Below are 26,684 nucleotides of genomic sequence, written 5' to 3'. Positions count from 1 at the left end.
GGCGCAAGGCCGGCTCAGTGCGCCCCGACGATTTCGGTGTGCGGCGCCTCACCCTGCAGGCGCACCGGCAGCACCTTGGGCAGCGCCTGCCGGAAGTTGTCCAGGCGGCGCGGGTCGAAGGTGCCGGTCATGCGCAGCGCGCCCACGGCCGCATCGCGCACCACGAGGCCCGTCTGCCCGTAGCGCTCGAACTCCGCCAAAGCCTGGGCCAGCGGCACATCGTCGAAGGTGATGCGCCCGTCGCGCCAAGGGGCGACCCCAGCCGTCGCCACCGGGCCGACCGGCGCCATGCGGCCCGCGGCATCGGCCGACACCTGCTGCCCGGCGGTGAGCACCACCGTGGCCGCGCCAGTCTGCCCGGGTGGGTTCACGGCGCCGCCAGCCGCCGCCACGCGCACCCGTCCCTCCTCCACGGCCACGCGCACGCCGTTGTCGCCGGGCACGCTGGCGGTGTGGCGCATGGAAAACCGCGTGCCCACCACCGTCACCTTCACGGCGCCGGCCAGCACATCGAACGGCCGGGTGGCGTCGCCCTGGACCTGGAACACGGCTTGCCCCTCGGGCAGGCGCACCTCGCGCCGCTGGCGGTACAGCGCCACCTCCAGCCGCGTGGCGGTATCGAGCCGCAGGCGGCTGCCGTCGGGCAGCTGCACGTCCAGTTGCTGGCCGCGTTCCGTCGAGAAGTTCTGCACGAAAACCGGCTGCTGCTGCCAGTGGTCCCAGGCCAAGTAGCTGCCGCCCCCGGCCATGAGCACGACCACCGCCGCCACGGCGGCCTGCGGCACCAGGGCCGACCAACCCTGCAGCCACGCCCTGCGCCCGGTGGGCGCCGGCGTGGGCTTGCGGTCCGCCTGGGCCTGCTCGGCCGCCAGCTGCCGTCGCAATTGCGCCACGCCGGCAGCGGGCAACTGGTCCAGCCGTTGCCAATCGGCCTGCCAGCGGGCGAATGCCGCCTGTCGGCTGGGGTGCCCGGCCAGCCAGGCCTGGAATTCGGCGTTCTGCTCGGCGCCCCGTTCCCGGTCCAGGCGCGCGAACCACGCCAGCGCCTCGGTATCGAGGTCACTGGACGAGGGGGCCGCGCGGTGGGGATCGGTCATGGACATTTCAAAAGGGTACCTGGCAGTAGACGCACGGCACGGCGCCATCCCAACCTTGCGGATCCAGGAATGGGCAGCGCGTCATCACGGGCTTTCCGTTGGTGTGGGCTGTGCCGATGTGCGGGGCGTGCCCCCCAGCCGGTCCTGGCAATCGCGGCAGGCCTGCATGCCCCGCTGGATGTGGCGCTCCACCATCGTCACCGAGATGCCCATGCGGCGCGCGATGTCCGCCTGGGCAAGGCCATCGAACTTGTGCAGGATGAACGCCTCGCGGCAGCGCAGCGGCAGTTCGCCGATGGCAGCCAGCAGCGCATTCACGGTCTGGGAGGACATGGCCGCCACCTCGGGCTCGCAGGCCCGTGGGCCGGCCAAGGCTTGAGCGGCCTGCTCGAAGCCATCGTCGCACTCCAGCGGGGCATGCTGGCCGCGCACCGCGTCGCGGCGATGCTGGTCGATGACGAGGTTGCGCGCCGTGCGGTACAGAAACGCCCGGGGTTCGGCGATGGTCTCGCCCGACTGCTGCACGGCCAGCACCCGCGCATAGCTTTCCTGCGCCAGGTCGGCCGCCATCTCGCGGTCCTGGACGGACCCTTGCAGGAACCTCAGCAACTCTCGGTAATAGCGCGCGAACACGGACATCTGAACCAGGGAATGGGCCATGCCCATCGACATGGCCAGACCCCGCGAACGCAGGATCGATGGCGCAAAAAGGCAAGCGAAGGCCGCAGTATAGGAGATGCGGTAAATGAGATTCACTTCGAACTGCATGCACCATGTTGAAGCGCGCCGCGAAAAATCAGGCTGCTTCGCTGTGAAAAATCGCATTGCTTGCGATTACAACCGATGAAAGCAAATTGCAGCGGGCGCAGTGTGATGCAAGCGTCCGCTGCCCTGCGCTACGGCGCAGTCCTCAAATGCTCGGCGATCCAGCGGGCCACGGGAACACAGACCGCGTTTCCGGCCGCCCGAACCTCGCGGTGATCGGTCGCATCCAGTCCGAAGGGAAGCCCTGTAGCTTCAGACACTCCGGCCCGCTCAACCATCGCACCCCGTCCGCCTCGGTGACAGACGAGATTCTCGCAACCGATACCGATGAGACTGGCTGCATTCTTGGCCAGGAGACAATTGGCAGGCCATCCATCCGCTGGCCGTGACTCTTGCTGCGGGCCAAGCGTGCCAGGTATTGCGTCCACTGGCGCGGCATCAGAAAGCAGCCCAGCGGGGGGGTGTCGTCCAAGACCAGCGACCAGGAAAACCCGGCGGCGACGGTGGGCGACTCCGAAATACTGAGCATCAAGCACCCGCCAGCATCCCACATACCCCCGGTCGGCAAGGGCCTGGAGGACGACGCCAAAGTCTTGCCCACCATTGCTAGTGAGCAGGCCAACGACGTTTTCAAGGACCACCCACTGGGGCCGTATTTCCTCGACGATGCGGCAGACCTCCCAGAACAGGCCGGTGCGGTTGCCGGCGAGGCCGGCGCGTGCGCCCATGCTGGACACGTCCTGGCACGGGAATCCGCCGATGAGCACGTCGACGGGGCTGAGGTTGTGGGCGCCGACCTCGCGCACGTCGGCGAACTGCCGGGCGTGAGGGAACCGCAGCGCGAGCACCTCGCGCAGGTGCGGCTCGATTTCGACCTGCCAGGCCGTGGTGTATCCCGCTTGTTCGAATCCAAGATCAAACCCTCCTATCCCTGCAAACAGACTGCCCACGAGGGGCGATGGGGCCGTGGTGGCCGGTGTGCGGCTGCTGGGTGCAGCCAAGGTGCCTTGCGACATGCATAACGCTTTCGTCGTTAGGCGCTCCCTGGCGCTCGGATGGGGGGCTCGCGGCCCTCAGATGATTCATGGCCCCGCAGCGGGGGCACTTGATGGCGAGGACGGTGTATTCGCCCTCGCCGAGTTTGCGGCGGCAGGCGCCGCAGCGAATTTCAATCATTGCAAGCCAGTTTCTACGGTTGAAACATCCGATAGACTCGCCGCACTCTGTACAGGGTGGCGGGCCTTGTCGGCTTGCAGGCTTTATCTGCAGGTTGGGGCTCTTGCCGGTGTTACCGCACCGGCAGGGGTCGCCCGTCTTTTTTATTGGTCGGCGTCCCCCATCCAGCGGCGGGGCTGATCGCCTGCAGGGCCGCGGGGTCCTGCGCATCCCATGCCAGACCCTCCAGGCGCTGGCGCGTGCCGGTCAGGGCACCGTGGACCGCCCGATAGGCCTCATCCAAGGCCGCGATCCGCCGCGCGAGGTCTGCCCGGTCCAATCCCCGCGCGGACGCTGCCGCATCGATCCAGGGCGTGACCGCGCCGGCATCCGCCAGCAGCGCCCGGGCCTCACGGGTCTGCACCGGCCAGCTCTCGCGCTCCGAAGCCGGATACCCGGCCGAGATCGCGGCGGTTCGGCGGTCGTACTCGGCATTGATCGCCGCGATCTTGTCGGCCCGCTGCGCCTTGAACTGGGCGGCCACGTCCACCGCCCGGTCGGCCTGCTCCTGCACGGTCAAGGGCACGATCTGCCAGCCCTGGCGCCACACGCCCCCGGCCCGGATCGGCGCGCGCTCGGCGGCCCGGTGCGTCGTTGGATCGTGTTTGGGCGGCTCCACGGCAACCACCTCGGCATACCCATCGGGCGGCGCGAACGGGATCGGGAAAGAGCATTGCGGGTGCTCGGCCATGATGGCCTCGGGCGTGAGGGGATACGCGCCAGTGGCAAGGTGGATGCATCGCATCAGAGGTCTCCTGCGTTGGATGGGTAGGAGCGGCCACCGCCCCACATGATTCGCACGGCACCGACGCCCTGAAGGTTGTAGCTGGGCACGTCGGGCACCGTGATCTGGACGACGGAGCCGGGAACCACCGCCACGTTGTTGCGCCAGGCGCAGGCCCCGCCCTGCGAGCCGCCCGAACTGGAGTTCGCGCCCCCAGAGCCGCCGCCATAGTTGCCGCCGAGGTAGCCGCTGGGGCTGCTGGCCGGGCTGCTGCCCAGGCCCTTGAGCCCGATGCCATTACCCCCGCCCGCGAAGCCACCATCGCCGCCGCCCCCCGTGCCCGCCGTGGGGCCGCTGCCGAAGGTGCCGCCATTGCCGCCCGCACCGTTGTAGCCCCCGGCACCGCCGCCGCCGCCCGCCACCATCGTGGAGCCGTCGTTGTAGGCGCCCGAGCCGTAGCCGCCATCGCCGCCGCCGTCGCCGATGCGTGCGCCATTCTGGGCGCGGCACACGATCACGCCGTCCACCACCACCTGCACGGCGCCATAGGCACCCGGCTGCACGCACACCATGAAGATGGTGGACACCCCTGCTGGCACCGTCCAGGCGGTTGTGGTGACAAACACCTGCTGGCTGGGCAGGGCCTCCACGGACATGGCCGCGAACATCATGTCGATCATGGTCAGGCCGTGTAGTTGGACAGCACGGCGCCGCGCCAGGTCGCGCCGCCGTCCGTGGTCGAGAAGAAGAACATGTGCGTGCGCCCGGTGGTGAGCGGCGGGGCCACGTTGCCGGGCCACTTGACCGCAGCGGGCCAGGTGATGACACCGGCCGAATGAACCACGTCCAGGCGGAATGCATAGGCCGCATCCGCCGCCGGCACGTTTGCGAACGTGATCGTGCTGTTGGCGCCGATGGTCTTGGCGAAGTAGTTGCCCAGGGCACAGTCCACAGCCAGGGCCGCCAGGGTTTGCTTGGTTGCACGCACCGAGCCGTTGAGCGTGATCGGTCCCGTCAACGTCGGCGAGGCCTTGGGCGCCGCGTCCGTGATGCCGGCCGCCGCCAGCGTCGTGGGCTTGGCCTGCAGGTCGGCATAGGCAAGCGCCACGTCGCCTTGCTTGCCGTTGATGCTGTTGACGCCGGCCACGGCAGCGATGCCGGTCACCCAGCCAGCGCCGTCCCAGGTCATGACCTTGGAAGGGTTGGCCCCCGTGAAGAGGCAAACCGCCCCGGCCTGCAGGGCTGCGCCCTGGTTGTCAGTGGCGGGCAGCACGGCCTTGGCGCCCAGGTAGCGCTTGTCCATCTGTAGGGCCGAGGCGGCTGCCGCTGCTGCAGCGGGCACGGCCTGGCCGGCCGCCTGACCTGCGGCGGTGGCCGATCCCGACGCGTCCTGGACCGACTGGACGACCGCCAGGCGCGATTGCTCGACCTGGGCCGTGGCCTGCGTCATCTCGGCCAGCATGGTGATGCACCAGGTGCGAAAACCCGCGACCCAGTTGCGGAAGGCGGTCTGCCAGGTCAGGTAGGCGTCCGTCTTGACGTCGAAAGTTTCCTGCGGATCGGTGCGGCGCGACGGCTGCGCGACGGCATCGGGCGGGGCTGCGGGGGGTGGGGTAAAGCTCATAGGGTCTCCAGACCATCGACGGTCATGCTGCAATCGGAACGGCCATGCGACACCAGCACCTGCTCGAACGCGGTGAGGTAGCCGTAGGCCATGAGGGCGGAATAGCCACGGGCGCCGATCCACACCACGGGCTTGCTGCGGAACGGGATCACGGCCGAGCGGGTGCGCTCGTATGCGGCGCTCTCCACCAGCACCTGCAGCTTCAGGCGGTCGCTGTAGTTGCCCTGGGTTCCGACCTGCCAGCCGCCCCAGACGTCGCGCTTCTTTTCCGTGAAGTCGTCGAACGCGATCGAGGGACGCCACTGGGTGTTGCCCAGCCACACGGCGCGGCCGATCACCAGTTCGCCGCAACGGGCCTTGAGGCCCGGGTTTTTGATGCGCACGGTGATGGTGGCCCGGGCATAGGCGGGCAGGCCCGAGATCAGCACGCGGTTCTCGCGCTCGATGGGCGCGAAGAAGTAGCCCCAATGGCTGTTGCCCGAAGGGCGCAGCATGTTGACCTCGACGTTGAACACCTCGCCCTCGGTGGGATCGACCATGACCACCTGCACCGACTGGGACACGGCCCCGAAGATCGCCAGGTCGGTGACCACGCGCTGGGGCGTGATGACGGCCTCGATCAGGTCGTCGCGCTCGATGTACGAGCCCAGGGAGGCATCGCACATGCGCATGCGCTCCTCGACGCCGCGCGGCTGCCAGGCGGTGGACGACGTGGCGGGCACGTTGCCCACGTTGGCATCCTTGAGGCTCAGGTAGATGATGCGCGTGGCCGCGTCGATCACGCTGACGCCACTGGCATAGGAGGTGCCCGCAGCCCAGGCCGGCAGCGTGCTGGCCGGCACGTTGATCGTCATGTTGGCCAGCGTGATGGCCAGGGGGGCGATGAAACCCATGCCGCGGGTGTAGTTGTCGCTCATGCGGGCTCCGCCGTCCGTATCTTGATCCCCTGCGCATCGAGCTTGCGCACTGTGGTGTCCACGCTGCCGATCCGCTCGATCACGACGCGCAGGAGGTCGTATTGCTGCTGTTGCAGGCCCTGCAGGGCGCTGACCACAGCGCTGTTGTCGCTGCCCATCCCCCATGGCAAATCGGCGCCCGGATTGAAAGGATTGAAGCGCGCCGGCAGGATGGCCTCGTCCTTGTGGATGCGGGCCTGCATGTCGTAGGGCACGCGGTTGATGCCCACATCGAACGCGGGCAGGTTCGAGCCCACTTGGTCCTGCACCTTGGCCCAGTCGGATTCCCAGTAGCCGCTCAGGCGCGACATGTCGCGCAGGGTTGCGCCCTGGGCTTGCATGGCCGCCATCAAGCCGCCGAGGTCGCCCGTGCCGTCGAAGCTGTGATATGTCGGCGCGAGCGCATCCAGGCGCGCGGTGATCGACGCATCCGTGATGCCGACCCGGCCGACGCCGGCCGTGCCGAGATACTGCAGGTCGAAATACTTTGCCGGGGCCGTTGTGGGGCGCGTGGACTGCACGTCGCCGCCCGCGGTGCCGCCGAAGACGGCACCACCCGACCCCGATCCCGAACCGCTGCCAGGCACCTGTGCCCCCGGCTTCTCGGCGAGCAGCGCGGCCTGGAAATTGCGCACCGCCGTGGCCGTGTCGAGGATGCCGACGTATTGCCCGCGGGCCATGTCCAGCGCGTCCTTGCTCGCCTTGAGCAGCTGGTCCAGGCGGTCGGCCTCGGCCTTGCTGGCGTTGAGCAGCAGTTCCTCGGTCGATAGCTGCGCCTGGCCGAGGTCGCCCATCGCATCCAGCTTGTTGGCCAGCATGAGCTGGGCCGCCTCGTAGTCCAGGCGATTCGTGAAGGCGCGTTCCGTGATGCCACCCCGCGCCGCGGTGATCGCCTCGGCCAGCTTGCCGTCCTCGTTGACGCGCTGCCCCGAACGCAGCGCGGCCAGCGCCTGGTCAATCGCTGCGCTGCCCTCGGCGGCTTGCATGGCGGCGGTGGCTGCGACCTGGCCGCGCAGTTCGCGCGCCTGGTTGCGGGCGAGCTCGACCAGTTCCTTGGCCGACGACACCCGGGCCTCGCGCAACTCGATCTCAGCTTGCACGGCCTCTTGCGCGGCGCTGACGGACTTCTCCAGCACCGCATAGGCTTTGTCGGTGGCTGCGGCGCGGGCTTCCTCGGCCTGGCGGCGTTCTTCCTCGGCCTTGCGCGCGGCTTCCGCGGCGTCCTCGGCTTTGTAGATCTCGATCACCATCGCCGCGAGGGCGGGATTGAGATTGAGCAGTGCGTAGTATTCCTGCAGCCTTCGCAGGTCCAGGGCCTCGCGGTCCTTGCCCTGTGCGATGAGCAAGCGTTGCTCCAGGTCGCGGCCCTTGTCCGCGATCTGCGCCTGGCGCTCCGCATTGCGGCGCGCCACCTCTTCGCCGGACACGGTGACGCTGGCGAACGTGCCCTCCAGCGCCAGCAGCATGGCAATGGCCTTGCGGCCGGCCTCGGTGTTCTCGTCCTGCGCTTCGATCATGGCGCGCAACTGCGCGCGGGCATCGTCGGCGTTGATGTCCGGCAGTTTGAGGTCCAGCGTGGCGAGCTGCTCGGCCATCATCCGCTGGGCGTTGGCGCGGCGCTCTTCCTCGGAGAAGTAGTTGGCGTAGTAGCTCGACAAGCGGCCCTGCAGCTGCTCGAAGCCCCCGCTCAGCTCCGCGATACCCGAGGCTGCATCGAAGCTCATGTCGGCCAGGGAGGTGAGGCCCATGGCGTTGACCGCATCCTTGAATGCTGTCACGCCCGCGATCTGCGTGTTGATCGCCGTAAGCAACTGGTCGGCGGCCTCGGAGGTCAGGCCCTCGGCATTCACGCCCTTGACCATCTTCTGGATCACCTCGGGCCCATCCGTGACTTTCTGGATCGCCTGGATCGCCGACTGCTTGAGGTCGAGCGAGAAATTCTCGATGGCGGTCTTGTAGTCTGGGCTGCGCGTGGAGAACAACTCGTAGAGCGTGCCCGCGTAGTTGTCGCCTTCGCCGCTTTCGCCAAAGGTGGCCCCGTTGCTGAGCTTGCCCCCTGCGAACACGCCGCCCCGGTCCTTGCTGCTGGTCTCGAAACCGCCGAAAAAATCCGTGAGCCGCACGGCGCTGCCGATGCCCTTGAGCATCTCATTGATGCCCCTGGCGGTCCCGGAGATGGCCTGACGGATCGTGTCCTCGTCGTTGACCTTGTCGCCCTCCAGGCGGTAGGCCTCGCCGTCCGTCAGCCCGATGCGCTGCCCCCCGGAGAAGTCACGGTCGTACTGCTGCCCGACGTACGTGTACGACTGGCCGCGGCGGTTGTTGGTGACCGAGCCATCGAACGCCACACCGAACTGGCCCCCGGTCCGCGTTTCGCCCTTGAACGAGCTGGCCAGCCCGGCCAGGGCCGCGATGCCCGCCAGCGCCCAGCCCCAGCCGGGCACGGCGGCCAGCATGTTGCCGACGCCCATCATTCCGCTCGCACCGGCCGTCGTGGGGCCTGCCAGGCCTGCAGCGAGGGAAGCGCCCTGGTAGCCGGCCATCAACTGGGTGGCGCCAGAGCCCAACGACACGAGCGAGCCGGCGTTGCTCAGCAATCCCCCGGCACTACCGCCCGAGCCCAAGCCCAAGCTGTTCAGCGCACCGCCCACGATGCCGTTGATGACCAGAGAGACGGGCTGCATGATCGCGCTGATGACCGGGCGCAGCACCAACGTGTCGAACATGTTCTTGACGGTGTCGCGAAGGTTCTGGAAGAACCCTTTGCCCGCCTCCGCACCGCGCATCAGGGCATCGGTGAGGCTTCGATTGATCTCGTCCGAACCTTTCGCCCAATCGGCCTGGATGATCTTGGCGGAGGTAACTTCGCTCTCGATGCGCTTGCTTCTCTCCAGCTCTGCTCGCTGTGCAGCCTTGCTTTCCTCTGTTGCATCGGATCGATTGACCTCCGCGATCGCCTTTGCGTATTTGAGTTCGATCTGACGCTGCGCCACGATCTTCTCGCGCTCCAGTGCCGTCATGCCCGAAAGGGCCAACTCGTCCGCATAGACCTTCGCGAGTTCCTCGGCTGAGCGCACCATTTCGTTGACACGCGCCATACCGGCCTTGCCATCGGCTTCCTGCAATGCCTCCACGTAACGCTTTTGTGCCTCGGTCTTGCGTTGCAGCGTCGCGATGTACTTCGGGTCAAAACTGTTGGAAGACTGCGCTTCTGTCAGTTGGTGCTGAAGCGTTGCAAGCGTCAGCGCCTCAATAGCGGTGCGCCCCTTTCCAAACGCTGCGTTGGCCGCTTCTTGCTGCGCCGCTCTTTTGTCAAGCGAGCGCGCAGATTGTTCGGTGGCGTCGATCAACTTCTGGTGGGCGACGACAGCCTCCCGCAAGCCATGATTGGTGCGCAACTGAACTGCCAGCGCATCCGCCGTCGCCTGCATCTCCTTGAGCTTGGCAATGGTCTTGGCATCGGTCGCCAGCTTGATCTGCTCGGCCAGGCGCAGGGATTCGCGCTCGCCCGCATTGAGCTCGTCGGCCTGTGCGCCGTTGGTCACCAGCTGCTGGTAGTAGGCCCGTGCCGCATCCAGCTGCGCATTGAGCGCGGCCACCTGTCCATCGGTCGCCGAAATCCCGCCCGTGGCCTTCGGGTCCTTGTACTTTTCCCGGATGGCCGCTAGCCGCTCGCGCAGGCCGGCCTCGGTGATGAGGCCCGCGGTAAGCAGCTGCTGCCCCTCCGCCTCGGCCTTGCGAATCTCCTCGTCCCGCTTGGCCGCCTTGCTGCGGAAAGCGTCGCCCTGCTTGTCCCAGTCGAAGTACAGCCGCTCGTTCGCGGCGCGCTGGGCCTCGGCTTCGGCCCCGCGCTTTTGCATGCGCTCCTGCTCCTGCAGGAGGCCGATTTCCTCGCGCAAGCGCGCGTTGCCCTTTTCCCAGTTGGCGCGCACGCCCTCGTTCAACGGGCCGCGCTGCATGCGGTCGGCCAGGTCCGCGCGCTTGCTCTCCAGCTGGGACAGCATCGTGTCGTCGCGGCCGATGCCGAGCATCTTGTCCCACGCCCACTTGGCCGAGTCGCCCAGGCCGCGCCAGGCGCGTTCCAGATAGCCCAGCCGGCCCTGCATGGTGTCGGCCACGCGGGCCATGGCATGGTCGTAGGCCTGCTGCGCAACGGCCGCCGCTTCGGTCACCCGGCCTTGCTCCTGCAGGGCCTTGATCTGGTCGTACACCGCCTTGGTCAGGTAGTTGTGGCGCTCGTTGAGCTTGAGGGACGCCTCCACGGGCTTTTCGCCGAGATCGACGAACGCCTTCACGGTGTCCTTCACGGCCACGCCCACGTCGCGTTCCATGCGGATTGTGGTCTCCGCAAAGCGCTGCAGGTCCGAGCCGGCCACCTTGCCCGACTCGCCCAGTTCGGCGATCACGCGGGAGGCTTCCCGCTGGGTCCCCACGGAATCGGAAACGGCCTTGGCGGCCTGCTGCATCTGCGCGGCGGTGGTGCCGGCCGCATTGCCGGACAACGCGATCGAGCGCGTGTAGCCGTCCGCCTCTCCCTTGCCGCTCAGGTACGCGAAGGTCAGCACGGCGACCGCGCCCGCCGTGAGGGTGAACGGGTTGACCATGCTCAGCACCACCGAGCCCAGTGCCCGGGCGGCCGGCACGATGCCGCCGAACATGTCGCGCAGCTGCCCGCCCTGTTGCATCAAGACAGTGATCGGCGACATGCCGCCCTGCAGGGAGACCACGATATCCGTGATCTGCGCCGGCACGCCGCGCAGGGCCGCCGCGGTGGCGCGTGCGGACATGCCCAGCTGCTGGGTCTTGGCCTCGGCCATGCCCGTGGCCGCGCCCACGTTTTGCATGGCCGAACCGAGGGACTGCGCCGCTGGAATGGTGGACTTGAGCGCGGCGGCGGTCTGGTTGGATGCTGTCTGCGCGGCCTGGCCCAGCGTGCCGACCTGTGCGGCGGCGGCTTGCACCGCGGCGCCCGTACTGGTGGACGCGGCCCCCACCTGGGCCACGGACGCCTGGGCCACCTTGCCAGCCTGCGCGGCCTGGCCCAGGGCAGAGGTGGCTTTGTCCCCCACGCTCTGCAGGGCGGTGCCCACGGCCTGCGCAGAGGGCACGGTGGCCTGCAGCGCTTGCGCCGCCTGGCCGGCCGCTGCCGAGGTGACCTGGCCGAGGGTGCCGGCCTCCTTGGCCGCCGACTGCACCGCGGTGGCGGCGGTGGTCGAGCTCGACGCGACCTGTGCGGCGAACTCCTGTGCGGTCTGCCCGGCGCCCTTGAACTCGGCGGTGTACTGCTGCGCATTCGCGCGCAGTTCCACCGATACCGCGAATTCGTTTTGTCCCATGGGTGCCGTCTTCTTTCCTGGTTACCGCTTGTTGAGCCACTTGCGGGCTTCGTCTTCCATCACCCGCACCATCCAAAACACCTCGCTGCGGCGCTTCTGCGGCGTGCCGAGCATCTGCATAGCGGCCTGCAGCGAGCCGTAGTCGATGCCCTCGTAATGCACGGCGCCCCAGGTGGCGACGATCCGCCAGTTGGTCCGCACGGCGCCGAACACTTCCCAGGCCCGCCATTCCCGCGGCGAGAGTTCGACCACCTCTTCCGACTCGGGGGCCACGCCGCCCTCTGCGTTGGCCTGCCTGGCCTGCTCGGGGTCCACGCCGAGTCGCGCCCACTGGGCCCGCAGATCGGCGTCCTCCGCTTCATCTGCAGGCGCTTGTGCGCCGTCGCTCAGGCAGTGGTTGCGGACGGCGCGGCGGAGTTTTTTTCGATCTCGGCCGCCTCCCGCGACTTGCGCCCGGCATCGAAGAAGGCCTGCACCAAGGCGACCTCGAACCCGTCCCAGTCCTCCACCAGATCGGCGCGCGTGGCTTCGGTGTAGGGCACCGCCTGACCCCGCACGTCCTTGAGTTCCCAGTCCGCCAGCACCCGGTCGAGGAACACCTTGTCGTCGATTTCCTTTTTGGTCAGCTGGTCTTCCAGGGCCTGCCGCTCCGAGCGCTTCAGGCGCTTGAAGCGCACCCGGAAATCGACGTGGCAGGGCTTGGCGTCATCGCCGACGAGGGTGTAGCGGGCGGGTGCCCAGTAAGCGGCGGAGGCGAGCACGATGGTCATGGATTGAGACTTTCTTGAAACGAGATTGCAGGGATGGAGACGGGGGAGCGCAGGCGCTAGGTGGTGATCGACCACTCGTCGTTGCCGACGTTGGAGGGGATGCCGCGGAAGGGGACGGTGATCATCTGGATGCCGTCCTGGTCGGCGAAGGTGGGCTTGCCCACCTGGGCGCGTGGAACAGAGAGGGACACCGTGTTGGTCGCCGCCTGGCCGTGCTTGATGAGCAGCGGCACCTTCTCGCCCTTGCGTGCGAGTTCGATCCAGTTCTTTTCCGCAACAGTGGTGTTGCGGAACGTGATCGAGCCCGTGGCGTTGCGCCCGGTGATCTCGGTGCTGTCCACGTTCATCAAGTCCTGCTTGACGACCTGGCAGCCGAAGTCGAACTGGAACGAGCTGGCGGCCACGGCGATGCCTGCGAACATGGCGGTGGTGTTGGCCTTGTTCACGCCCAGCGGTCGCTGGAACCCCGTGAAGACCGTTGCGGGCATGGCGCCAAGGTCTTCCACTGGAACGAACGATCCGGTGAACTCGAACTGCCACTTCGGGATTTGCTTTGCATCCACCGTGGCCTTGCAGTTGCCCCGCGAGCCGGCCATCTTGTAGAGGGTCTTGTCGATCACGGCGTAGATCGAGACACTCTCGATGCCATCGGTGACCGGATCGAACACCGTCTTGGCGTCGGCATCCGGCGCGGGCGTGTTGGTGACGCGCGCAGCGCACCCCCGCATGAGCGGGGCCCATCCGGGAATGTCGCCCTTGGCGGCCACGCCGGCAAAGCCCACGCTGAACGCGATCTTGCGGTACTCGGTCACCAGCGTGGATTCGGAGGCGCCGAAGTACGGCCGCACGATGCCTTGTTCCACCTCGTCGCCTTCGATCGGTGTCAGCGTCACGTCGCTGACCTCGATGGCATTGGCAGCGACGGGCACCACGAAGGTGCCGACGATTTGCTCGACGGCCACGAGGATGGCCAGCTTTCGCATGAATTTGGGATCGCTCATGGCTGCGGCTCCTTTTGGGTTTCAGGGGGTGGCGTGGTCTGGGTGCGCTCCACGAGCTGGCGCCGGCCCTCGATCACGGTGTAGAGGCCGCCATGGCCGTGGAAGTCATCGGGGCCCGGCGCGGGCGGCGGCGCCTCGGGGCTGGCGCCGGCCGGCGTGGGCTGAACCACGGCCAGGCTGTTGCCGGCATCTCCGCTGGCGGCCGGGGCCGGCGCGGTCGATGGCGTGCCGCTGTCGGCTCCGGGGCCCGAAGGGGTTGGGTCTTTGGCATTGGGTTTGCTCACGGGTTGCTCCTGTAGTAGCCGGTTTCGAGGAATTCATCGCTCCAGACCAGACGGCCATCGCCTTCCATCTGGACCAACTCGCCGCCCAGGAAGACGACGGGCTCGCCGGTGGTGTCGTCCGCGACCCAGCCGATCAGCGCCTGCTTGGTGGCCGCCCGCAGCGAGGCCAAGTCCGTGAGGCCAGCGCCGCCGCTGGGGGCGCGGGTGTCGATGACGTACAGCACGCCGATGACCCGCCGTTCGAGTTGGTCGAGGGGGCCGGTGGTCGGAAGCTCGGTGCCGCGCTCGGACAGTGGGATGACGTAGGCGGCGGGCGCGGCCAGGTTGCCGCGCATGGCGGCATCCAGGCCCGCGGCCGAGTCGATCTCGCGCAGCTGCAGGGACTGGAGCCGCTCCTGCAGGCGGGTGACGAAGTGCTGCACTTGCATGGCAGGCCTAGCGGAAATACCGCAGTTGCCGGCGGCCGAACACGGGCTCGTCGCCATCGAACCGCACGTCGGTGCTGACCGTGTTGAGCGCGGCTTCGGGGTCAGCCGCGCCCAGGCTGAATTTGCCCTGGGCCAGCAGGCCGAGCATCTTCAGCGCCTCACGGTAGTCCCGGGCGATGGGGTCCTTGGACTCGTCGGTTACCCGGTTCTGGTTGAGCAGGTAGCGGGTGATGGCGCGGGCCCAGGAAGTCAGCACGCTCTTGCCGGTGCTGGTGGGCGGCAATTGAAGGGGCAGCGGGTGGCCGCGCTGCACCAGGTAGCCGTCGATCAACGCGCCCGCCTCGGCCACCGCGTCCTGCACGCGCTTGAGCGCGGCATCCGCCGCCGCGATCTGCTCGGCCGTCCAGGCGCTGCGGTCGGTGCCGCGCAGCGTGGCGTCCATCAGCGTTTCGTCGCGCACCGGGTGCGTCTGCGTGCTGGCGACCATCGCGATCTCGCGGGCGCCGGGGCGTTCGGCCAATTCTGCGGTGGTGATGTAGGGCATGGGGGAGATTCAGTTGCCGGGGCTTTCGTCCACAGATGTCCCGTTATCCAGCCCCGGCTGAGAGGTTGGCGGTAAGGGCTCGCGCCCGTTCGCTTCGCTGGTGGTTGTCAGGTGGCCGGGGCCGTGTCGGGAGAGGCTTCGAGGTCTTTGAGGTACGTGACCAGCATCGGCTCGGTGGTGAGCTGCGCGTACTGGCGGTCGTCCAGGTCATCCAGGGGGATGACCGTCTCGCCGTCCGGGAAGGCGTAGCCGGCGCGGCGGAAGCCACCGACTTTGGGAGTGACGGCCAGGCCCTTGCCGGTCGCGCTTTCGGGCTTGGTGACGAGGGGCGCGGCGCGCTGCGCTCCGCGGCGGGTGGTGGTCGGCTTGGTTGCCATGTGATGCTCCGATTGGGGGGAAAGTCAGTCGCCGGGGGTCAGGCCGTCAGCCAGGGGCAAACGACCACGGTGGACAGGTTGCGCATGACGTTGGTGGCGCCATTGGCCAGGCGCTCGGCCTGGACGACCTGCAAGGCTGCTTGTTCGAGGTTGGGCGGCACCAGCAGCACCTTGCTCTGGATGACCAGCGGCTTGCCGTTGTCACCCTTTTGCGATTGGTGCGAGGCGCGGGCATCGGCATAGGACTGCATGTCTAGCGGTTCGCGGCTGGCGTACGCCAACTGCCACAGGCCCAGGCCCGCGTTGCCGCGGCCATCGGCGCCCCAGATGAATTCCTTGCGGCTGAAGACGTTCTCGTCCGTCAGGTTGGTCTTGGAGGTGAAGGCGTAATCGCGGCGCTTCTGGTACAGGATGGGCTTGATGACCTTGGAGGTGTCCAGCAGGTACCACGGCGTGCCCGTGCCGCCCTGGAAGTTGCTGACGCTGACCTGCGAGCCCGGCGCGCCGACCGGGTGATCGGTGTCGAAGAAGTACTGCCCGTCGTAGCACTGGGTCGAGAAGCCGGCATTGAGCAGGCTGAAGACCATCTCGTCAGGGTGCTGCGCCGCGTCCTGGCCGAGCTGCTGGATCACGGGCGTGTAGATGCCGTACTGGTCGTCTTCGATTTCCTCGCGCTGCACGCCCACGGTGTTCTCGAACGTCTTGTTCTTGATGGCGTAGTCGTGCTGGGCCAGGTTCTGGATCTGGCGCTCGCCGATCCACTCACGAAAGCGCGTGATCTGGCCCAGCCAGGCGTATTTGTTTTCTGCGGTGGTGCTGGGCACCATCGTGGCGACCTGGTTCCACATGGGCGTGGCCGAGGTCAACGCGCCGCGGAAGGCGCCGCTGAACGCTTGGTTCAGGATGGCGAGGTTGCTGTGATTGATCTGCATGGTCTGGATGGCTCCGGTTGAAACAGGGTTGCGATCAGCGGAAGTCGATCCAGACGCCATCGGCGTCCACGTCGAACACCTTGCCGGCGCGGCTGCGGGTGTTGCCGCCATTGGTCTTGGCGACGGTCTGGTCGTCCACGATGAAGCAGTCCCCGCCGAGGTCGGCCAGGGTGAGGGCGTCGGCGGCGGCGCTGTTGGCAAAGCGCGCGGGCCGCTTGTCCACCCGCACGCGGATCGCGCCGGCCGTGCCGAGGGTGTTGTCGGCGAAGGTCAGTGCCGAGCCCGCACCCTTGAGCGTGGCGGAGGTGCTGCCGGGGACGGCCAGGCCGGCCGCGTTGATCGCGACGAGCGCGCCGGTGAAGATGCGCGTGTTGGCTGCGACGGGCGGCTCGATGAGGGTCCCGTCGCGGCGCAGGGTGTTGCGGTCTTGGGTGAGTGCTGCCATGGTGATTCCCGAAGTGGTAAGGGGTGGCCCGGATCAGGCGGCGGCTACGGCGGCGCCGGCCTTGTACTGCTCGGGCGTCAGGTTCATCGCGGTGCAGATGGCGAGCTCGTCCTTGGACAGTTGCGCATTGCCCTTGGCGGTGCCCGAGGGCGGCAGGCCACCGGTCTGGGTGGCGGTCAGGGCGGCGATGGGCTGGGCCGTGCCCAGGTAGCCCGTGAGGGCGGCCAGGTTGGATTTGCCCAGTTCGCGCGCCCATGCTTCCTGCGCGGGCAGCAGGCGGCCATCGGCCAGCGCGGGCGCAATGGCGGCGTCGATGTCGGCCTGCGCCTGGCGGGCCGTGAGGGCGGCCAGGTTGGTCTGCAGGTCGGTCACGACAGCAATGGGCACGTATTTGGCGGGGTCAGGCGCTGCCGCCGCGCTGGCCGTGCGCAGGCCGGTACATGCCGCAGTGACTGCATCGGCCGTGGCATCTGCAGGCAGGCTCAGGGCCGTGCAAGCGGCGGTGGCCACGCTGGCGCGAGCCTGCAGTGGCTGCAGCGGGCCGAGGGCCGTCAGAGCGGCCGTAGCGGCCGCCTCGGTGGTGTTCTCGGGCAGGCCGAGGGCGGCCAGCAAGGCCTTGAGCAATGGGTTCACGGGGGTCTCCGGATCAAAGGGCAGGAATGCAGCCGTGGCGGCCGCGACGAGGGAAAGCGGGGACATGCCGGCAATGCCGGGGTCATTGGTGAGCGCACCCATCAGCACTTCGAGCACGGTGCCGTCGGTCTTCGAGTAGGAAAAGACGGGGCTGAAGTAGAGGTACTCCTTGCCGTCGATGGCTGCAGCAGCGCGCGCCGTCATCTCGACAATGCCGAACAGGCCTTCGCCCTCGACCCATTCCAGCGAGCGCGGCCAGCCAGCAGCCGGAGCGGGCTGGCCGTTCTTTTCCTTGTTGAGGGTCTGGTGCTCGTAGTCAACGACGAGCGGCTTCTGGCGGGCGTTGAAGCGCTGGATGACGGCGGCGGCGCTGGCCGCATCGATGCGCCAGGCGGGCACGTCCTCGGGGCGCACGTCGCCCGAACGAAATTCGCCTGCGGGGAAAAATTGGACCCTGCGCATGAGCCCATCGCCCGCCGCCGACTGCACGGCGAAGGTGCAGGCGGCGATGGCTACGGCGCTACGGTGGGTGGTCGGGGAAGGCATGCCGCCATGGTCGGCGGCGGCGGGCCTAGCGTCTTGGGAACCAGGACCTTATCTGAGACGCGCGGCAGTCGCAGTGGCCGCGCTACGGCGCCCCGTCGTCCTTGACTTCACCAAGGAATCGGTTGCAGAGCATGTACGGAATGAGCGATGGCACCAGCCACCACCACGAATGGAAATAGGCGAGAGCCCAGCAGGTCCAGGCGAAGACGGCACTGAACCAACGGGCGTAAAAGGCGAATCCGCGAGGTTTCATCTCGCAATCTTGAGGCCGCGCCCACCCCAGCGCACATAGACCAGGTAAGGGAGGATGCGCACCGTGCCAGCCGGTGTGGGCAGATGAATCGGCACTGTCGCGATTTCCTTGATCATCATGTTCAATGGCGGCCCGAGTCTCGCCATATACACGCCTGGGCCAAAAACCCCGTTCGCTCCGGCCCGGCTCGCGTGGATGACGCCCGTGCGCGCAATGCCCGCCGCCCCCGCCGTCGTCGTGAAGTGGATCAGGTGCTTTGGCAGCGCCGCGAATCCGTAACCCGCCGCGCCCAGTACGGTGGCGGTGGTCGGCGCCACATCCGGCGTCCAGAGGGCCGCGAACACACCGGGCACATGCGCCAGCGGAGCGAGCGAACTGTCCGAGGTGGCGGCTACGTTCGCCCAATACTGCGCCGCCTCATCCGCCGCCAAGGTGGATTCACGGTAGAGCTTGCGCAGCTTGAACATGAGATGACTGATGGTGCCCGCGTCGGAAATCTCCACGGGCGTGCCGCAACCTTCGCGGCGGCAGGTAAGGGCAATGTCGGGCATGGGCGTTTTTTTCTGCAAACGCCGCAGGCACAGTTCCGCAGCGTGCCGGCCTCCCGCCAGCGCTCGGCATTACCGCCTTGCGACCTTGCTCGACCCTTACAAAGCCATCGCAAAATTGTTGTGATTGGCAACACACCCCATTGCCAGCCTGCGCGGCCCTGGCCGCCCCTAGACATGGTTACACCGACCGCCCCAGCCCGCGCTCAGTCGCCCACTCGCGAATGATCTCCCGAATCTCCGCATCGTCCGCCGCACTGATGCCCAGGTAGGGCCGCGCCGGCATCTTGACCTTGTGCGCCGGGATCGTTACCGCCCGCTCGGTGGCGGTCTTGTGCTTCTTGCCCGCAAACAACACCTTGCCCGCCACGCTGCGGTAGCGCACGGTGGCGGCCCGCTCGGGTTGGTCGATCTCGCCGCCGAACTGGTGGATCGCGCCGTACTTCGCATTGGTGCCGACCGCCACGGTGTTGTCGTCCACGACCTGATAGTGGATGCCGCTGCGCAGGTAGCCGCGCAGGGTCAGCACCTTGTCCTGGTGGTATTTCTTGCGGCGGGCGTAACGCGGTTTGAGCGGCGCCCAGGGCGTGCCGTCCGGGGCCGTCTGCGATTTGAAGCGTGCCTGCGTGGACGACTGCAGGTATTCGCCCAGCCGCGGGGCGAGCGGGCCGGTGGAGGGCAGCGCCTGGCGCACGAGCATTGCGCGGGCCAGCCGGTCTTCCACCGTCATCGTGATCTGGGTGCCTGCCATGTCTCTCCCGCCTTTCGTCAGAGCGCTTCGCGCCGGTACAGCAGCGCGCCGATGCGCCAATCGTCCGCGGCCTGGGCTGCGTCCTGCAAAACGGTGATCCCGCTCCAGCCGTCCGCGCCGACCTCGAACACGGCCAGGGATGGCACGGGCTCGCCCTCGACCAGGAACCGCGCAACGTACCGGCGCCGCACCACCGCGCGCTCCTGCGCAGGGAACCATTCCACGCGCGTCCAGATCTCGTCGGGGTCCAGCAGCGCGCGGGCCAGCAAAGGCAAGCCGCGCCCGTTGGCCTCCAGGGCACCCTGGCCGTCCAGGAACATGTCGCGGCCCACCACGACGCGCTCGCCGATCACGTCGCGCACGATGGCCGGGGCGCTGGGCTCCACGCCCAGGGCGCCGAGGAAGGCATCCACGGACGCGGGTGCATCCAGGCCCGCGGGCAGCAGTTCGGAGGCCGGCAGCAGCCGCGGCGGTGGCAGGGGATCGACCGGGCCGCGGTTGGGCACGCCGGGCCCGCCCGCACTGCCTGGCACCAGGGGGCCGGGACGCTCGGGCGGGACAGCGCTGCGCATGCGGGCCGCGCCCGGTGCGTACTCGAAGCCAGGATCGATGCCCTCGGGCACGCGCACCGTGCGCGGGCCATTGAGGCTGCGCTGGCCGATGGTGCGCTCGACGTAGTTGAAGGTGGGCGCCTGGTCGGGGCCGGACTTGCCCAGGCGCACCAAGTCTCGCAGCCACAGGCCGCGCACCTTGCAATGGCATCCCCAGCCGTTGGGCGGAAACATGACCTCCCAGGCAGGATCGCCCTTCTCCAGGACGATACCGTTCCAACTCACATGGATCGGCCGTGGGTGTTCCACCCAGTCCTGGTGCTCATACTGCCAGTACGGCGCCGCTTGCAGCTGCTGCCAGCGCCCGGCCGCGTAGCTGGTGGACAGGTTGGTGTCGTAGATCACGCGGCTGCGCCAGTTGCGCCAGTTGCGCCCGCCGTTGTAGTCCCAACCGTGCGTGGTCACGATGCGGTCGAAGTCCTTGCGGAAGTCCTCCAGCGTGGACCGGCCCGAGATGGCCCGCTCCACCGCGGCGCGGAAGTCGGCCACGATCGCATCCCGGTTGGCGCCGGCCACGACGAAGGACCAGTCGTGTTCGCCGTTGTAGAGGTCGGTCCAGCCATCGGTGGGCAGGTTGAGTTTGCGGCGAAAGAATTCCGCCTGTTCGCGGAACGGCAGACTGCCGTAGGCTGCATCAGCCACCGGACCCCCGGCAAACCCGTTTATAGGCGTTTACAGCGCCTGTCGGCGCGCGAGGATGGGCGACGGGGGCGGCGGCTCGCCGACCGGGCTTAAATCGGCCAATGTCAGGGTTAGGCATTGGCGGCCTCCTGCAGCACCTCGTAGCGGCCTGCGAGCTGGGCGGCACTCAGTGCCTCGGCCATGGCTGCGGCGTACTGGTCCAGGGTCATGCCAGGCAGCAGCGCATCGAGGCCATCGCGGATTTCCGCGAGGGACTGCGCGCGCTGCACGAGCTCGCGCACCTGGTCGATCCAACCCGCCACGGCCGGGGCCACGTTCTGCGCCAGTTGGGGCTGCATGAGCGCCGAAGGTGGCCGCGTCATGGCCTGGCCGGTCGGCACCACCGCCGTGGTGGCCGCGGTGCCGGTCGGGACCGCAGGCACAGGCAGCGACGGAGCGGCAGGCATGCCAAGCACCGGCTCACCGTCCTGCGCCACGGGAATGCCCAGCCGCTCGTGGGCCCACTGGACGGTGGGCCGCACGCCGATGGCCACGAGCTTGGGCAGCGCGTCGGCATACGCCGTGAGGTCCTCAGGCTCTTGCGCGTTGAGCCGCATGAGGGGGGCTCGCCGCATGCCGCCCGGGGCCAGCCCGTTGAGGGCGGCGATCGCATAGACAAGGTCACGGCTCAGCGTCGTATTGCACTGGCGTACGTCGCCGTCGCGCAGGTCCATGCGGACCTCGTTGTGGATGTTGCCCAGCGCGTTGGTGCTGCTCTTGCCATCGGCGCCGCTGGTGAGCGTGCCGCCCAGAATCACCTTGCTCTGGTTTTTCTCGCACCAGCTCATCATGAGCTCGAAGGCTTTCGGGTCGCCCGTGGCCGCGTTGTGGAACTCGATCACCATGTCCTCGGGCACGATGCCCGCGGCGTTGTGGCCCACGCCCACCAGGGCGCGCAGCAGGGTGGCCTTTTCCTTTTCGCTCGCGCTGGCCGGGTACTTGCCCACGCGCAGGGGGATGCCATAGATCTCCAGGAACTCGGCCAGGTCGCCCACGGAGTAGTTCTTGAAAAGGTAGGTCCAGACCAGTTGCCGAAAGAGCGCCGACCGCTCCAGGTAGCCGCTCTTGGCCTTGTGCACGTGCGTGATCCAGCCGAAGGGCTGCAGGGCCTCGCCCTGCTTGCCGTCCTCGGTGGTGTTGGAGCGCAGGCGCAGTTCCTGGCGGTAGCCGCGGTGCAGGCTGAACCAGTTCTGCGGGCGGTGCGTGATGGTCTTGGGAACCCACCAGCGTTCCACGCGGTGCCACTCCAGTTCCAGGCAGGCAAAGCCTTTGCCGATGGCGTCGGTCACGTCGAACACCATGTCCTCGAAATCCGGAATCTCGGTCATGAGCTCGCCCAGCTGCTCGGCGGCTTTGGATTCGGCCGTGCTGGCGTTGGGAGGCGCGACCACCTCCCAGTCCAGAACGCAGGCACGGCGGCGCTTGCTCATCTCGCTGGCGATGTGGCCGTCCTTTTCCTCCATGTCCTCGAAGAGCTCGAACTGGGCAGTGAGGTCGCCCTGTTCCGCTGCGTCCAGGATGCGCGCGAGCCGGGTCGGCGTGAGGCCGCGCGTGGGGTGGCTTTGCAGTTCGCCCTGCAAGTGCAAGAGCCGCGAGGTCTGCGGCTCTTTCAGGTCGGGCGTGGTGATGGGCTGGCCGTCAGGGCCGAGGATGCGGGAGGTTGCCATGGCTCTACCAGGTGGCGTGCGCTTCTGCGTGGGCCAGGAGGTCGTCGTCCTGGTCCTCGCCTTCCGCGCCGAGGTTGTCGAAGCCGCGCGGCAGCGCGGGCACGGGGATGAAGTCGAAGGCCGCGCTCAGATGCAGCGTGGCGAACCAGCCAAGGCAAAGCATGACGGCGGCGTCGCCGTGGCGGTACAGGTCAGGGTCTTTGATGTCCTTGCGGCGGGCCTTGGTCACCATGGCAATGCCGTCCACCTCCTCGATGGCACGCAGATCGCCCGCGATATCGGGGTCGGCCGGAATCTCGATCACCCCGTCCTCGAAGGCCTGAACCAGCTTGGGCATCCAGGTGCCGTACCAACCCCGGTTCAGCTTGACCTGGTGAACGCGGCTGCGGCCGAACTTGTCGGCGGTTTCCTCGGCCAGCGTCTCGCCGGAACCCGTGGCATCCATGGCACCGCCGCACTGGCGCGGCAGGTGTTGGATCGCGTGCCAAATAATTTGCCGCTGCTGGGCATAGGGCACCTTGTGCATTTCGATGCACAGCGGCAGCTGGCGGCGCATGCCGGCCCCCAGCGAGATGGCGCCCCAGACGGAAAATTCACGATGCCGCGCATAGTCTTGGGAGAATACGTGGCGCAGTTGCGGGTCCAGTCGCCGCAACTCGGGGTCGAGGTTGCGCTCGATCCAGTCTTTCGTCCAGGCCTCGCGCTCTGCCGGGCTCTTGAGCAAGAAGTCATCGTCCAGCGCCAGGCGCAGAACGCGCTTGGGCTCCAGCGTCATGGCGTTCTCGATCCAGACGCCGGGCAGGCACACGCCGTTGCCGTCGCGCGGGATCACGTCCAGCTCCTCGCGCATGGCCGCCTTGCGCACCCCGTAGCCATTGCGAATCTTGGCGTACCACTTGGCCTTATCTTCGGCCGTAGGGGTCTTGCCCTTCATCCAGCACACGCGCTCATAGAGCCCGTTCGCCACCGCTTCATCGAAGGTGACCGTGAACACCGCGGCGTCCTCGCCGTACCGGCCGGCCTCGATGTCTCTCACGAACTGTGCGAACGGGTTGTTCTTTCCGTTCTGCGAGCTGATGACCGTGATCTGGCCGCCCCAGATCAGCAGCGCGGTGGCCGCATCGAGCACGCCCTGCACGTCCATGTGGAATGCGGCCTCATCGATGACGACGTGGCCCTGCAGGCCGCGGATGTTGGCGGGTCGGCTGGACAGCGCGCAGATCTGGAAGCCGCTGGCGAACCGGATTCGGTACGCCGTGATGTGGCGGGTATTGCCAGTGGCGGGGTCCTGGTCCTCGAACAGGAACTCTTCAATCTGCGAGACCTGGCCCTAGGCCTTGGCGATCACGCGTGCGAACTTGGCGCAGTAGCCGATGGCCTCCAGGCCCTTTTCCTTGGTGTCGCCGATGTAGTAGACGTTATCGCCACCGGCCTCCTTGCTGGCGGCCGCCACCAGCGTCTTGCGCAGCATGACCGCGAACGTGATGCCGGTCCGCCGGCCCTTCGGGATGGCGATGATCGAATGCGGGAGCGCCACGGCCTGGCGCTGGTGCAGCATCAGCACGCCCTCGGCCACCGGGTTCAGGTTGGCCGGGATCGATCGGGCACGGGCCGGCAGCTCGTCCCATTCGACGACGCGGACGGTGCTCGCCAGCGGCTGGATCACTTCGGCCATCAGCGCACCCCGAGGAAGTCCCGAATCCAGAAATCAAGCTGCTCCTGGCTCATGCCTTGGCTCTTGGCGATCTTCTGCAGGTTCGCCTGCTGCTCGGCCAGCATCTTGCGTCGGGTGGCTTCTTCCACCTTGGACTGGAATTCCTTGAGATTGATGCTCGAACGGGTGAGCGTGGCGATGTTCTTCGCCGCGGCCGACAACATTCCCACGCGCTCGGCGGGATCGATGGGGTTCTCGGGATCGTCCGCAGCCTCCTGCACCTCCAGAATGGCCTCGAACAGTTCAGTCTGGATAAGCGCGGTCAGCGCTCCGCTGCGGGCGTCCTGGTCGTCGCCCGCGTGCGCCTGGATGATCTTGGCCGCTTCGGTGCTGGCGCGGATCGCGGCCAGGCGCCGGTCCAGCTTGGAGCCATAGCGGTGCAACGCGGCGCGGCTGGGCAACTGGCCCGCGCTCGCCTCACCGGGAAACCGTTCCTGGAGGTCGGCGATCATCTCGTCGAGAGTCTGCGCGCCCGTGGCGAGCATGGCCTCGATGTACGTCTTGATGTCGGCCGGCAGGCGGCTCACGGTGCTCTTTCTTCCCATGCGACGCCTACCAGTACTTGGCGGGACGTGCGATGCCCGGCTCGCAGGTGATGGTGTACTCCGCCACGTCGGTGCCGAAGCGCGTGAGGTCAGCGTGCCATCTGCCCGAAGGCTGCTTGTCGATCCGCACCAGCTCGCGGTCGGCAAGGTAGTCCAGTTCGCGGCGCAGCTCGATGGGCGTAGCGTCCGGGTATTCGCTCTGCGCAACGGAAAGGATCGGACCCTCGAACGCGCCGATCGGGCGGGCGTTGTTCAGTGTGAGCAGGACAAGCCAGCGCAATGCTTCGCGCCGGATGCGTGCCTGGTCAATGGCGGGGTTCATAGGTGGGAGGCTCCCTGGTTGTGGTTGATGACGGCGCGCAGCTGGGCGTTTTCCAGCTTGCCGGCCAGCCCATCGAGCTTGGCTTCGATGATCGATTGGCCCCGGATGTAGTCGTCACGCATGACGTACTTCACGGGCAGTTCCGCCATGTGCTTCAAGAATTCCCGTTCCACGCGCTGCCACTGCAGCGTCTCGTCGCGGTTTACTTGCTCCAGGCCATCGAGCCGCACGGTCAGCTGCTTGTGCTGGTCTTCGCGGGCCTTGTCCTGGCTCGCGGAGCGTTCCTCGCGCATCTTTTCCTGCATCGCGAAGCGCTCGTCCAAGTGCTTTTGCACCTGACTGAGCAGCAGCCCACCGCCAGCACCGCAAGCGCCCAGGAAGGCCACCAGCAGGCCCACCAACTGCCAAAAGTCCACTTGTATGTTCATCGCCGTCCCTTGGTTCTTTCTCGCCGTGCCTGGCAGTCCACGCACAGCTGGCACCCCGGCAGCGCCTGGCGGCGCACCAGTGGTATCGGCTCATCGCACCCGGCCTGCTGGCAGACCGTGGCCGAGTCGGCCAGGGTCTTTCCGGCCAGGCCCGCGCGGCGCGCCTGCTCGCGCAGTGCGATGGCCAGGTCTTCTTCCTCGCGCTCGCTGGCGCGGTCGATGTCATCGGCCAAGAGCGACTCCCTGCAGCCCGGCCGGCCGTCCTGCGCGGCACACGTTGAGGGCGAAGTCCTGCAAGCCGGTCACTTGGTCTCGGAGTCCGTCAGCCTCTTCTGCCAGCCCTTGATACGCAGCGCTGCTTTCTCCGAGAAGCTCTCGGGCGGTGGCGGCTTCGCGAGTGCAGGCGGCAAGGCCGGCATCTCCTGCTGGGTAGGGATCGGGGCGCTGGTTGAGGCGGGCAATCTCGGCGCGCAACCCGCGCAAAGCACCAGCGGCAGCAGCATCACGGGCCAGGCGCTTGGCCTCGCGTTGGGCATCTTCATGGGCGACTCTTTCGGCGTTGCGGAACTTGGTGGCGTTGTCGCGGGCGGTGGCGGCGTTGCGGGCGTTTTCCTGGGCGTCCCAGTCGGTTTGCACGCGGGCTGCGCCCTGGGCATCGCCGCGGGCGATGAGCCGGGCTTCCCAGCGCTTGACGCCGTAGATGGCCGCGCAGATCAGCAGGGCAATGCCGATGAGGCGATAGGGTGGATTGGTCATGCGGCGTGCTCCTTCGCACAAGACACCACCACGGCGATGAGGCTCAACACGAGCACGGCTTCCAAAAACACCCCGTCGTTGGCCGCCATAGCCAGCACGCAGCCCACAGCCAAGACCAGGAATGCCATGCTCATAGCCCAGGCCCCCACGCGGCGTAGCGCGGCTCCAAGACCACCAGAATGCGGTGGGGATAGCCCAGGTTTTCCGCGCAGTGCACGGGCGCTCGGCGGGCCAGCCCGCAAGCCGCATCGACCTGCAGGCGATCGGGCAAGCGCAGGCCCGTGGCGGCGGCTTCCTGCTGCCAGTGGCCCAGGCCGCCGTTGTAGCTGCGCAGGGCCACGTGCATGCGATCCAGCGGGCTGTAACGGGCGGGCGTGCGGTCGTACAGCCAGCGGTCGTAGGCCACCATCGCCTGCAACGCCCACGCGGGGTTGTAGGGCTGCGGGTTGGCAAGGTTGGGGCGGATCGACGGCATCCAGCGCGCCGTTGCCGGCATGAACTGGGCCAAGCCCGCAGCGCCCACCCGAGAGACGGCATCAGGGTTCCATGCGGACTCCTGGTGCACCTGGGCAGCGAAGGCCGCCACGGGCGCCTGCAGGCCCCATTCGGCCTGCGCCACACGGATCAGCAGGGAGCGGTAGCGCAGGGCGTCATCCGGCACCTGGGCGCGGGCGACAGGCCACTGCGCGAACGCTGCAGCCAGCGCCAAGCAAAGCACGCGGCGGCGCATG

Annotated in this window: 32 protein-coding genes; all 32 read right to left on the bottom strand. The window is 67.8% G+C overall.

Features of this window, described 5'->3' with window-relative positions; all coding sequences use genetic code 11:
- Positions 1-14 precede the first annotated feature (14 nt).
- The 32 genes from M5C96_RS11655 to M5C96_RS11500 all read right to left on the bottom strand — a co-directional run bounded on the left by M5C96_RS11655 (position 15) and on the right by M5C96_RS11500 (position 26,683).
- The gene (locus tag M5C96_RS11655; protein WP_272569243.1) at positions 15-1,097 is read right to left on the bottom strand and encodes a FecR family protein; all 1,083 of its coding nucleotides are present in this window, start codon (positions 1,095-1,097) and stop codon (positions 15-17) included.
- A gap of 84 nt (positions 1,098-1,181) precedes the next feature.
- Positions 1,182-1,757: a sigma-70 family RNA polymerase sigma factor gene (locus M5C96_RS11650; protein ID WP_272569242.1), complete on the bottom strand. Its 576-nt coding sequence runs from the start codon at positions 1,755-1,757 to the stop codon at positions 1,182-1,184.
- Between the two features lie 236 nt (positions 1,758-1,993).
- Positions 1,994-2,878, bottom strand: coding sequence for a DNA cytosine methyltransferase (locus tag M5C96_RS11645; RefSeq protein ID WP_272569240.1), 885 nt, complete (start codon positions 2,876-2,878; stop codon positions 1,994-1,996).
- On the bottom strand, positions 2,778-3,038 hold the full coding sequence (locus M5C96_RS11640) for a Com family DNA-binding transcriptional regulator (RefSeq protein WP_272569239.1): 261 nt from the start codon (positions 3,036-3,038) through the stop codon (positions 2,778-2,780). Before M5C96_RS11640 ends, M5C96_RS11645 begins: the two co-directional genes overlap by 101 nt.
- Before the next feature lie 112 nt (positions 3,039-3,150).
- Positions 3,151-3,822 (bottom strand): hypothetical protein, encoded by a 672-nt coding sequence (locus M5C96_RS11635; RefSeq protein ID WP_272569237.1) that lies wholly within the window; start codon positions 3,820-3,822, stop codon positions 3,151-3,153.
- On the bottom strand, positions 3,822-4,481 hold the full coding sequence (locus M5C96_RS11630; RefSeq protein ID WP_272569235.1) for a hypothetical protein: 660 nt from the start codon (positions 4,479-4,481) through the stop codon (positions 3,822-3,824). The genes M5C96_RS11635 and M5C96_RS11630 overlap by 1 nt, the downstream gene beginning before the upstream one ends.
- 2 nt (positions 4,482-4,483) lie before the next feature.
- Positions 4,484-5,425 (bottom strand): hypothetical protein, encoded by a 942-nt coding sequence (locus tag M5C96_RS11625; protein WP_272569233.1) that lies wholly within the window; start codon positions 5,423-5,425, stop codon positions 4,484-4,486.
- Entirely contained in the window at positions 5,422-6,342 is a 921-nt protein-coding gene (locus M5C96_RS11620) for a hypothetical protein (RefSeq protein WP_272569231.1), read from the bottom strand. The genes M5C96_RS11625 and M5C96_RS11620 overlap by 4 nt, the downstream gene beginning before the upstream one ends.
- Positions 6,339-11,717 carry a phage tail length tape measure family protein gene (locus M5C96_RS11615; RefSeq protein WP_272569230.1) on the bottom strand — a complete coding sequence of 1,793 codons (5,379 nt, stop codon included), beginning with the start codon at positions 11,715-11,717 and terminating at the stop codon, positions 6,339-6,341. The genes M5C96_RS11620 and M5C96_RS11615 overlap by 4 nt, the downstream gene beginning before the upstream one ends.
- 21 nt (positions 11,718-11,738) lie before the next feature.
- Positions 11,739-12,032: a DUF1799 domain-containing protein gene (locus M5C96_RS11610; RefSeq protein ID WP_272569228.1), complete on the bottom strand. Its 294-nt coding sequence runs from the start codon at positions 12,030-12,032 to the stop codon at positions 11,739-11,741.
- Positions 12,033-12,103: 71 nt separating this feature from the next.
- Complete coding sequence (locus M5C96_RS11605; protein ID WP_272569226.1) at positions 12,104-12,487, bottom strand: hypothetical protein; 384 nt, start codon at positions 12,485-12,487, stop codon at positions 12,104-12,106.
- 56 nt (positions 12,488-12,543) lie between these two features.
- Entirely contained in the window at positions 12,544-13,488 is a 945-nt protein-coding gene (locus M5C96_RS11600) for a hypothetical protein (protein WP_272569224.1), read from the bottom strand.
- Positions 13,485-13,772 carry a hypothetical protein gene (locus M5C96_RS11595; protein WP_272569223.1) on the bottom strand — a complete coding sequence of 96 codons (288 nt, stop codon included), beginning with the start codon at positions 13,770-13,772 and terminating at the stop codon, positions 13,485-13,487. Before M5C96_RS11595 ends, M5C96_RS11600 begins: the two co-directional genes overlap by 4 nt.
- Positions 13,769-14,200: a phage tail terminator protein gene (locus M5C96_RS11590; protein WP_272569221.1), complete on the bottom strand. Its 432-nt coding sequence runs from the start codon at positions 14,198-14,200 to the stop codon at positions 13,769-13,771. Before M5C96_RS11590 ends, M5C96_RS11595 begins: the two co-directional genes overlap by 4 nt.
- Before the next feature lie 7 nt (positions 14,201-14,207).
- Positions 14,208-14,744: a DUF1320 domain-containing protein gene (locus M5C96_RS11585; RefSeq protein WP_272569218.1), complete on the bottom strand. Its 537-nt coding sequence runs from the start codon at positions 14,742-14,744 to the stop codon at positions 14,208-14,210.
- Between the two features lie 107 nt (positions 14,745-14,851).
- Positions 14,852-15,121 (bottom strand): HI1506-related protein, encoded by a 270-nt coding sequence (locus tag M5C96_RS11580; protein ID WP_272569216.1) that lies wholly within the window; start codon positions 15,119-15,121, stop codon positions 14,852-14,854.
- Positions 15,122-15,159: 38 nt separating this feature from the next.
- Positions 15,160-16,053 (bottom strand): Mu-like prophage major head subunit gpT family protein, encoded by an 894-nt coding sequence (locus tag M5C96_RS11575; RefSeq protein WP_272569213.1) that lies wholly within the window; start codon positions 16,051-16,053, stop codon positions 15,160-15,162.
- 34 nt (positions 16,054-16,087) lie between these two features.
- Positions 16,088-16,498, bottom strand: a complete 411-nt coding sequence (locus tag M5C96_RS11570; protein WP_272569212.1) for a hypothetical protein — start codon at positions 16,496-16,498, stop codon at positions 16,088-16,090.
- A 33-nt stretch (positions 16,499-16,531) separates the two neighbouring features.
- Positions 16,532-17,677 (bottom strand): phage protease, encoded by a 1,146-nt coding sequence (locus M5C96_RS11565; protein WP_272569210.1) that lies wholly within the window; start codon positions 17,675-17,677, stop codon positions 16,532-16,534.
- Positions 17,678-17,926: 249 nt separating this feature from the next.
- Positions 17,927-18,481 (bottom strand): hypothetical protein, encoded by a 555-nt coding sequence (locus M5C96_RS11560; RefSeq protein ID WP_272569208.1) that lies wholly within the window; start codon positions 18,479-18,481, stop codon positions 17,927-17,929.
- Positions 18,482-18,659: 178 nt separating this feature from the next.
- Complete coding sequence (locus M5C96_RS11555) at positions 18,660-19,229, bottom strand: phage virion morphogenesis protein (RefSeq protein ID WP_272569206.1); 570 nt, start codon at positions 19,227-19,229, stop codon at positions 18,660-18,662.
- Positions 19,230-19,246: 17 nt separating this feature from the next.
- Entirely contained in the window at positions 19,247-20,482 is a 1,236-nt protein-coding gene (locus M5C96_RS11550) for a PBECR2 nuclease fold domain-containing protein (protein WP_272569204.1), read from the bottom strand.
- 110 nt (positions 20,483-20,592) lie between these two features.
- Entirely contained in the window at positions 20,593-22,188 is a 1,596-nt protein-coding gene (locus M5C96_RS11545; protein ID WP_272569202.1) for a DUF935 domain-containing protein, read from the bottom strand.
- A 4-nt stretch (positions 22,189-22,192) separates the two neighbouring features.
- Positions 22,193-23,332, bottom strand: a complete 1,140-nt coding sequence (locus M5C96_RS11540) for a hypothetical protein (protein WP_272569200.1) — start codon at positions 23,330-23,332, stop codon at positions 22,193-22,195.
- Positions 23,333-23,518: 186 nt separating this feature from the next.
- Positions 23,519-23,863: a hypothetical protein gene (locus M5C96_RS11535; RefSeq protein WP_272569199.1), complete on the bottom strand. Its 345-nt coding sequence runs from the start codon at positions 23,861-23,863 to the stop codon at positions 23,519-23,521.
- On the bottom strand, positions 23,863-24,429 hold the full coding sequence (locus tag M5C96_RS11530) for a phage protein Gp27 family protein (RefSeq protein WP_272569198.1): 567 nt from the start codon (positions 24,427-24,429) through the stop codon (positions 23,863-23,865). The genes M5C96_RS11535 and M5C96_RS11530 overlap by 1 nt, the downstream gene beginning before the upstream one ends.
- Positions 24,430-24,454: 25 nt before the next feature.
- Entirely contained in the window at positions 24,455-24,769 is a 315-nt protein-coding gene (locus M5C96_RS11525) for a hypothetical protein (protein WP_272569196.1), read from the bottom strand.
- Complete coding sequence (locus M5C96_RS11520) at positions 24,766-25,197, bottom strand: hypothetical protein (RefSeq protein ID WP_272569195.1); 432 nt, start codon at positions 25,195-25,197, stop codon at positions 24,766-24,768. Before M5C96_RS11520 ends, M5C96_RS11525 begins: the two co-directional genes overlap by 4 nt.
- Positions 25,194-25,430 (bottom strand): TraR/DksA C4-type zinc finger protein, encoded by a 237-nt coding sequence (locus M5C96_RS11515; protein ID WP_272569194.1) that lies wholly within the window; start codon positions 25,428-25,430, stop codon positions 25,194-25,196. Before M5C96_RS11515 ends, M5C96_RS11520 begins: the two co-directional genes overlap by 4 nt.
- Positions 25,420-25,953, bottom strand: a complete 534-nt coding sequence (locus M5C96_RS11510) for a hypothetical protein (protein WP_272569193.1) — start codon at positions 25,951-25,953, stop codon at positions 25,420-25,422. Before M5C96_RS11510 ends, M5C96_RS11515 begins: the two co-directional genes overlap by 11 nt.
- Complete coding sequence (locus tag M5C96_RS11505; protein WP_272569192.1) at positions 25,950-26,081, bottom strand: hypothetical protein; 132 nt, start codon at positions 26,079-26,081, stop codon at positions 25,950-25,952. Before M5C96_RS11505 ends, M5C96_RS11510 begins: the two co-directional genes overlap by 4 nt.
- 2 nt (positions 26,082-26,083) lie before the next feature.
- Positions 26,084-26,683, bottom strand: coding sequence for a transglycosylase SLT domain-containing protein (locus tag M5C96_RS11500; protein ID WP_272569190.1), 600 nt, complete (start codon positions 26,681-26,683; stop codon positions 26,084-26,086).
- Position 26,684: the final 1 nt, after the last annotated feature.

The organism is Acidovorax sp. GBBC 1281, from assembly GCF_028473645.1.
Classification (GTDB): domain Bacteria; phylum Pseudomonadota; class Gammaproteobacteria; order Burkholderiales; family Burkholderiaceae_C; genus Paracidovorax.
This window is presented reverse-complemented; position numbering and strand designations above follow the sequence as displayed.

Bases quoted from the DNA above. Each gene is read 5' to 3' on its own strand.
- M5C96_RS11655 (WP_272569243.1), bottom strand. From the start codon at position 1,097: ATGACCGATCCCCACCGCGCGGCCCCCTCGTCCAGTGACCTCGATACC.
- M5C96_RS11650 (WP_272569242.1), bottom strand. From the start codon at position 1,757: ATGGCCCATTCCCTGGTTCAGATGTCCGTGTTCGCGCGCTATTACCGA.
- M5C96_RS11645 (WP_272569240.1), bottom strand. From the start codon at position 2,878: ATGTCGCAAGGCACCTTGGCTGCACCCAGCAGCCGCACACCGGCCACC.
- M5C96_RS11640 (WP_272569239.1), bottom strand. From the start codon at position 3,038: ATGATTGAAATTCGCTGCGGCGCCTGCCGCCGCAAACTCGGCGAGGGC.
- M5C96_RS11635 (WP_272569237.1), bottom strand. From the start codon at position 3,822: ATGCGATGCATCCACCTTGCCACTGGCGCGTATCCCCTCACGCCCGAG.
- M5C96_RS11630 (WP_272569235.1), bottom strand. From the start codon at position 4,481: ATGATCGACATGATGTTCGCGGCCATGTCCGTGGAGGCCCTGCCCAGC.
- M5C96_RS11625 (WP_272569233.1), bottom strand. From the start codon at position 5,425: ATGAGCTTTACCCCACCCCCCGCAGCCCCGCCCGATGCCGTCGCGCAG.
- M5C96_RS11620 (WP_272569231.1), bottom strand. From the start codon at position 6,342: ATGAGCGACAACTACACCCGCGGCATGGGTTTCATCGCCCCCCTGGCC.
- M5C96_RS11615 (WP_272569230.1), bottom strand. From the start codon at position 11,717: ATGGGACAAAACGAATTCGCGGTATCGGTGGAACTGCGCGCGAATGCG.
- M5C96_RS11605 (WP_272569226.1), bottom strand. From the start codon at position 12,487: ATGACCATCGTGCTCGCCTCCGCCGCTTACTGGGCACCCGCCCGCTAC.
- M5C96_RS11600 (WP_272569224.1), bottom strand. From the start codon at position 13,488: ATGAGCGATCCCAAATTCATGCGAAAGCTGGCCATCCTCGTGGCCGTC.
- M5C96_RS11590 (WP_272569221.1), bottom strand. From the start codon at position 14,200: ATGCAAGTGCAGCACTTCGTCACCCGCCTGCAGGAGCGGCTCCAGTCC.
- M5C96_RS11585 (WP_272569218.1), bottom strand. From the start codon at position 14,744: ATGCCCTACATCACCACCGCAGAATTGGCCGAACGCCCCGGCGCCCGC.
- M5C96_RS11580 (WP_272569216.1), bottom strand. From the start codon at position 15,121: ATGGCAACCAAGCCGACCACCACCCGCCGCGGAGCGCAGCGCGCCGCG.
- M5C96_RS11575 (WP_272569213.1), bottom strand. From the start codon at position 16,053: ATGCAGATCAATCACAGCAACCTCGCCATCCTGAACCAAGCGTTCAGC.
- M5C96_RS11570 (WP_272569212.1), bottom strand. From the start codon at position 16,498: ATGGCAGCACTCACCCAAGACCGCAACACCCTGCGCCGCGACGGGACC.
- M5C96_RS11565 (WP_272569210.1), bottom strand. From the start codon at position 17,677: ATGCCTTCCCCGACCACCCACCGTAGCGCCGTAGCCATCGCCGCCTGC.
- M5C96_RS11560 (WP_272569208.1), bottom strand. From the start codon at position 18,481: ATGCCCGACATTGCCCTTACCTGCCGCCGCGAAGGTTGCGGCACGCCC.
- M5C96_RS11555 (WP_272569206.1), bottom strand. From the start codon at position 19,229: ATGGCAGGCACCCAGATCACGATGACGGTGGAAGACCGGCTGGCCCGC.
- M5C96_RS11545 (WP_272569202.1), bottom strand. From the start codon at position 22,188: ATGGCAACCTCCCGCATCCTCGGCCCTGACGGCCAGCCCATCACCACG.
- M5C96_RS11540 (WP_272569200.1), bottom strand. From the start codon at position 23,332: ATGGACGTGCAGGGCGTGCTCGATGCGGCCACCGCGCTGCTGATCTGG.
- M5C96_RS11535 (WP_272569199.1), bottom strand. From the start codon at position 23,863: ATGGCCGAAGTGATCCAGCCGCTGGCGAGCACCGTCCGCGTCGTCGAA.
- M5C96_RS11525 (WP_272569196.1), bottom strand. From the start codon at position 24,769: ATGAACCCCGCCATTGACCAGGCACGCATCCGGCGCGAAGCATTGCGC.
- M5C96_RS11520 (WP_272569195.1), bottom strand. From the start codon at position 25,197: ATGAACATACAAGTGGACTTTTGGCAGTTGGTGGGCCTGCTGGTGGCC.
- M5C96_RS11510 (WP_272569193.1), bottom strand. From the start codon at position 25,953: ATGACCAATCCACCCTATCGCCTCATCGGCATTGCCCTGCTGATCTGC.
- M5C96_RS11505 (WP_272569192.1), bottom strand. From the start codon at position 26,081: ATGGCATTCCTGGTCTTGGCTGTGGGCTGCGTGCTGGCTATGGCGGCC.
- M5C96_RS11500 (WP_272569190.1), bottom strand. From the start codon at position 26,683: ATGCGCCGCCGCGTGCTTTGCTTGGCGCTGGCTGCAGCGTTCGCGCAG.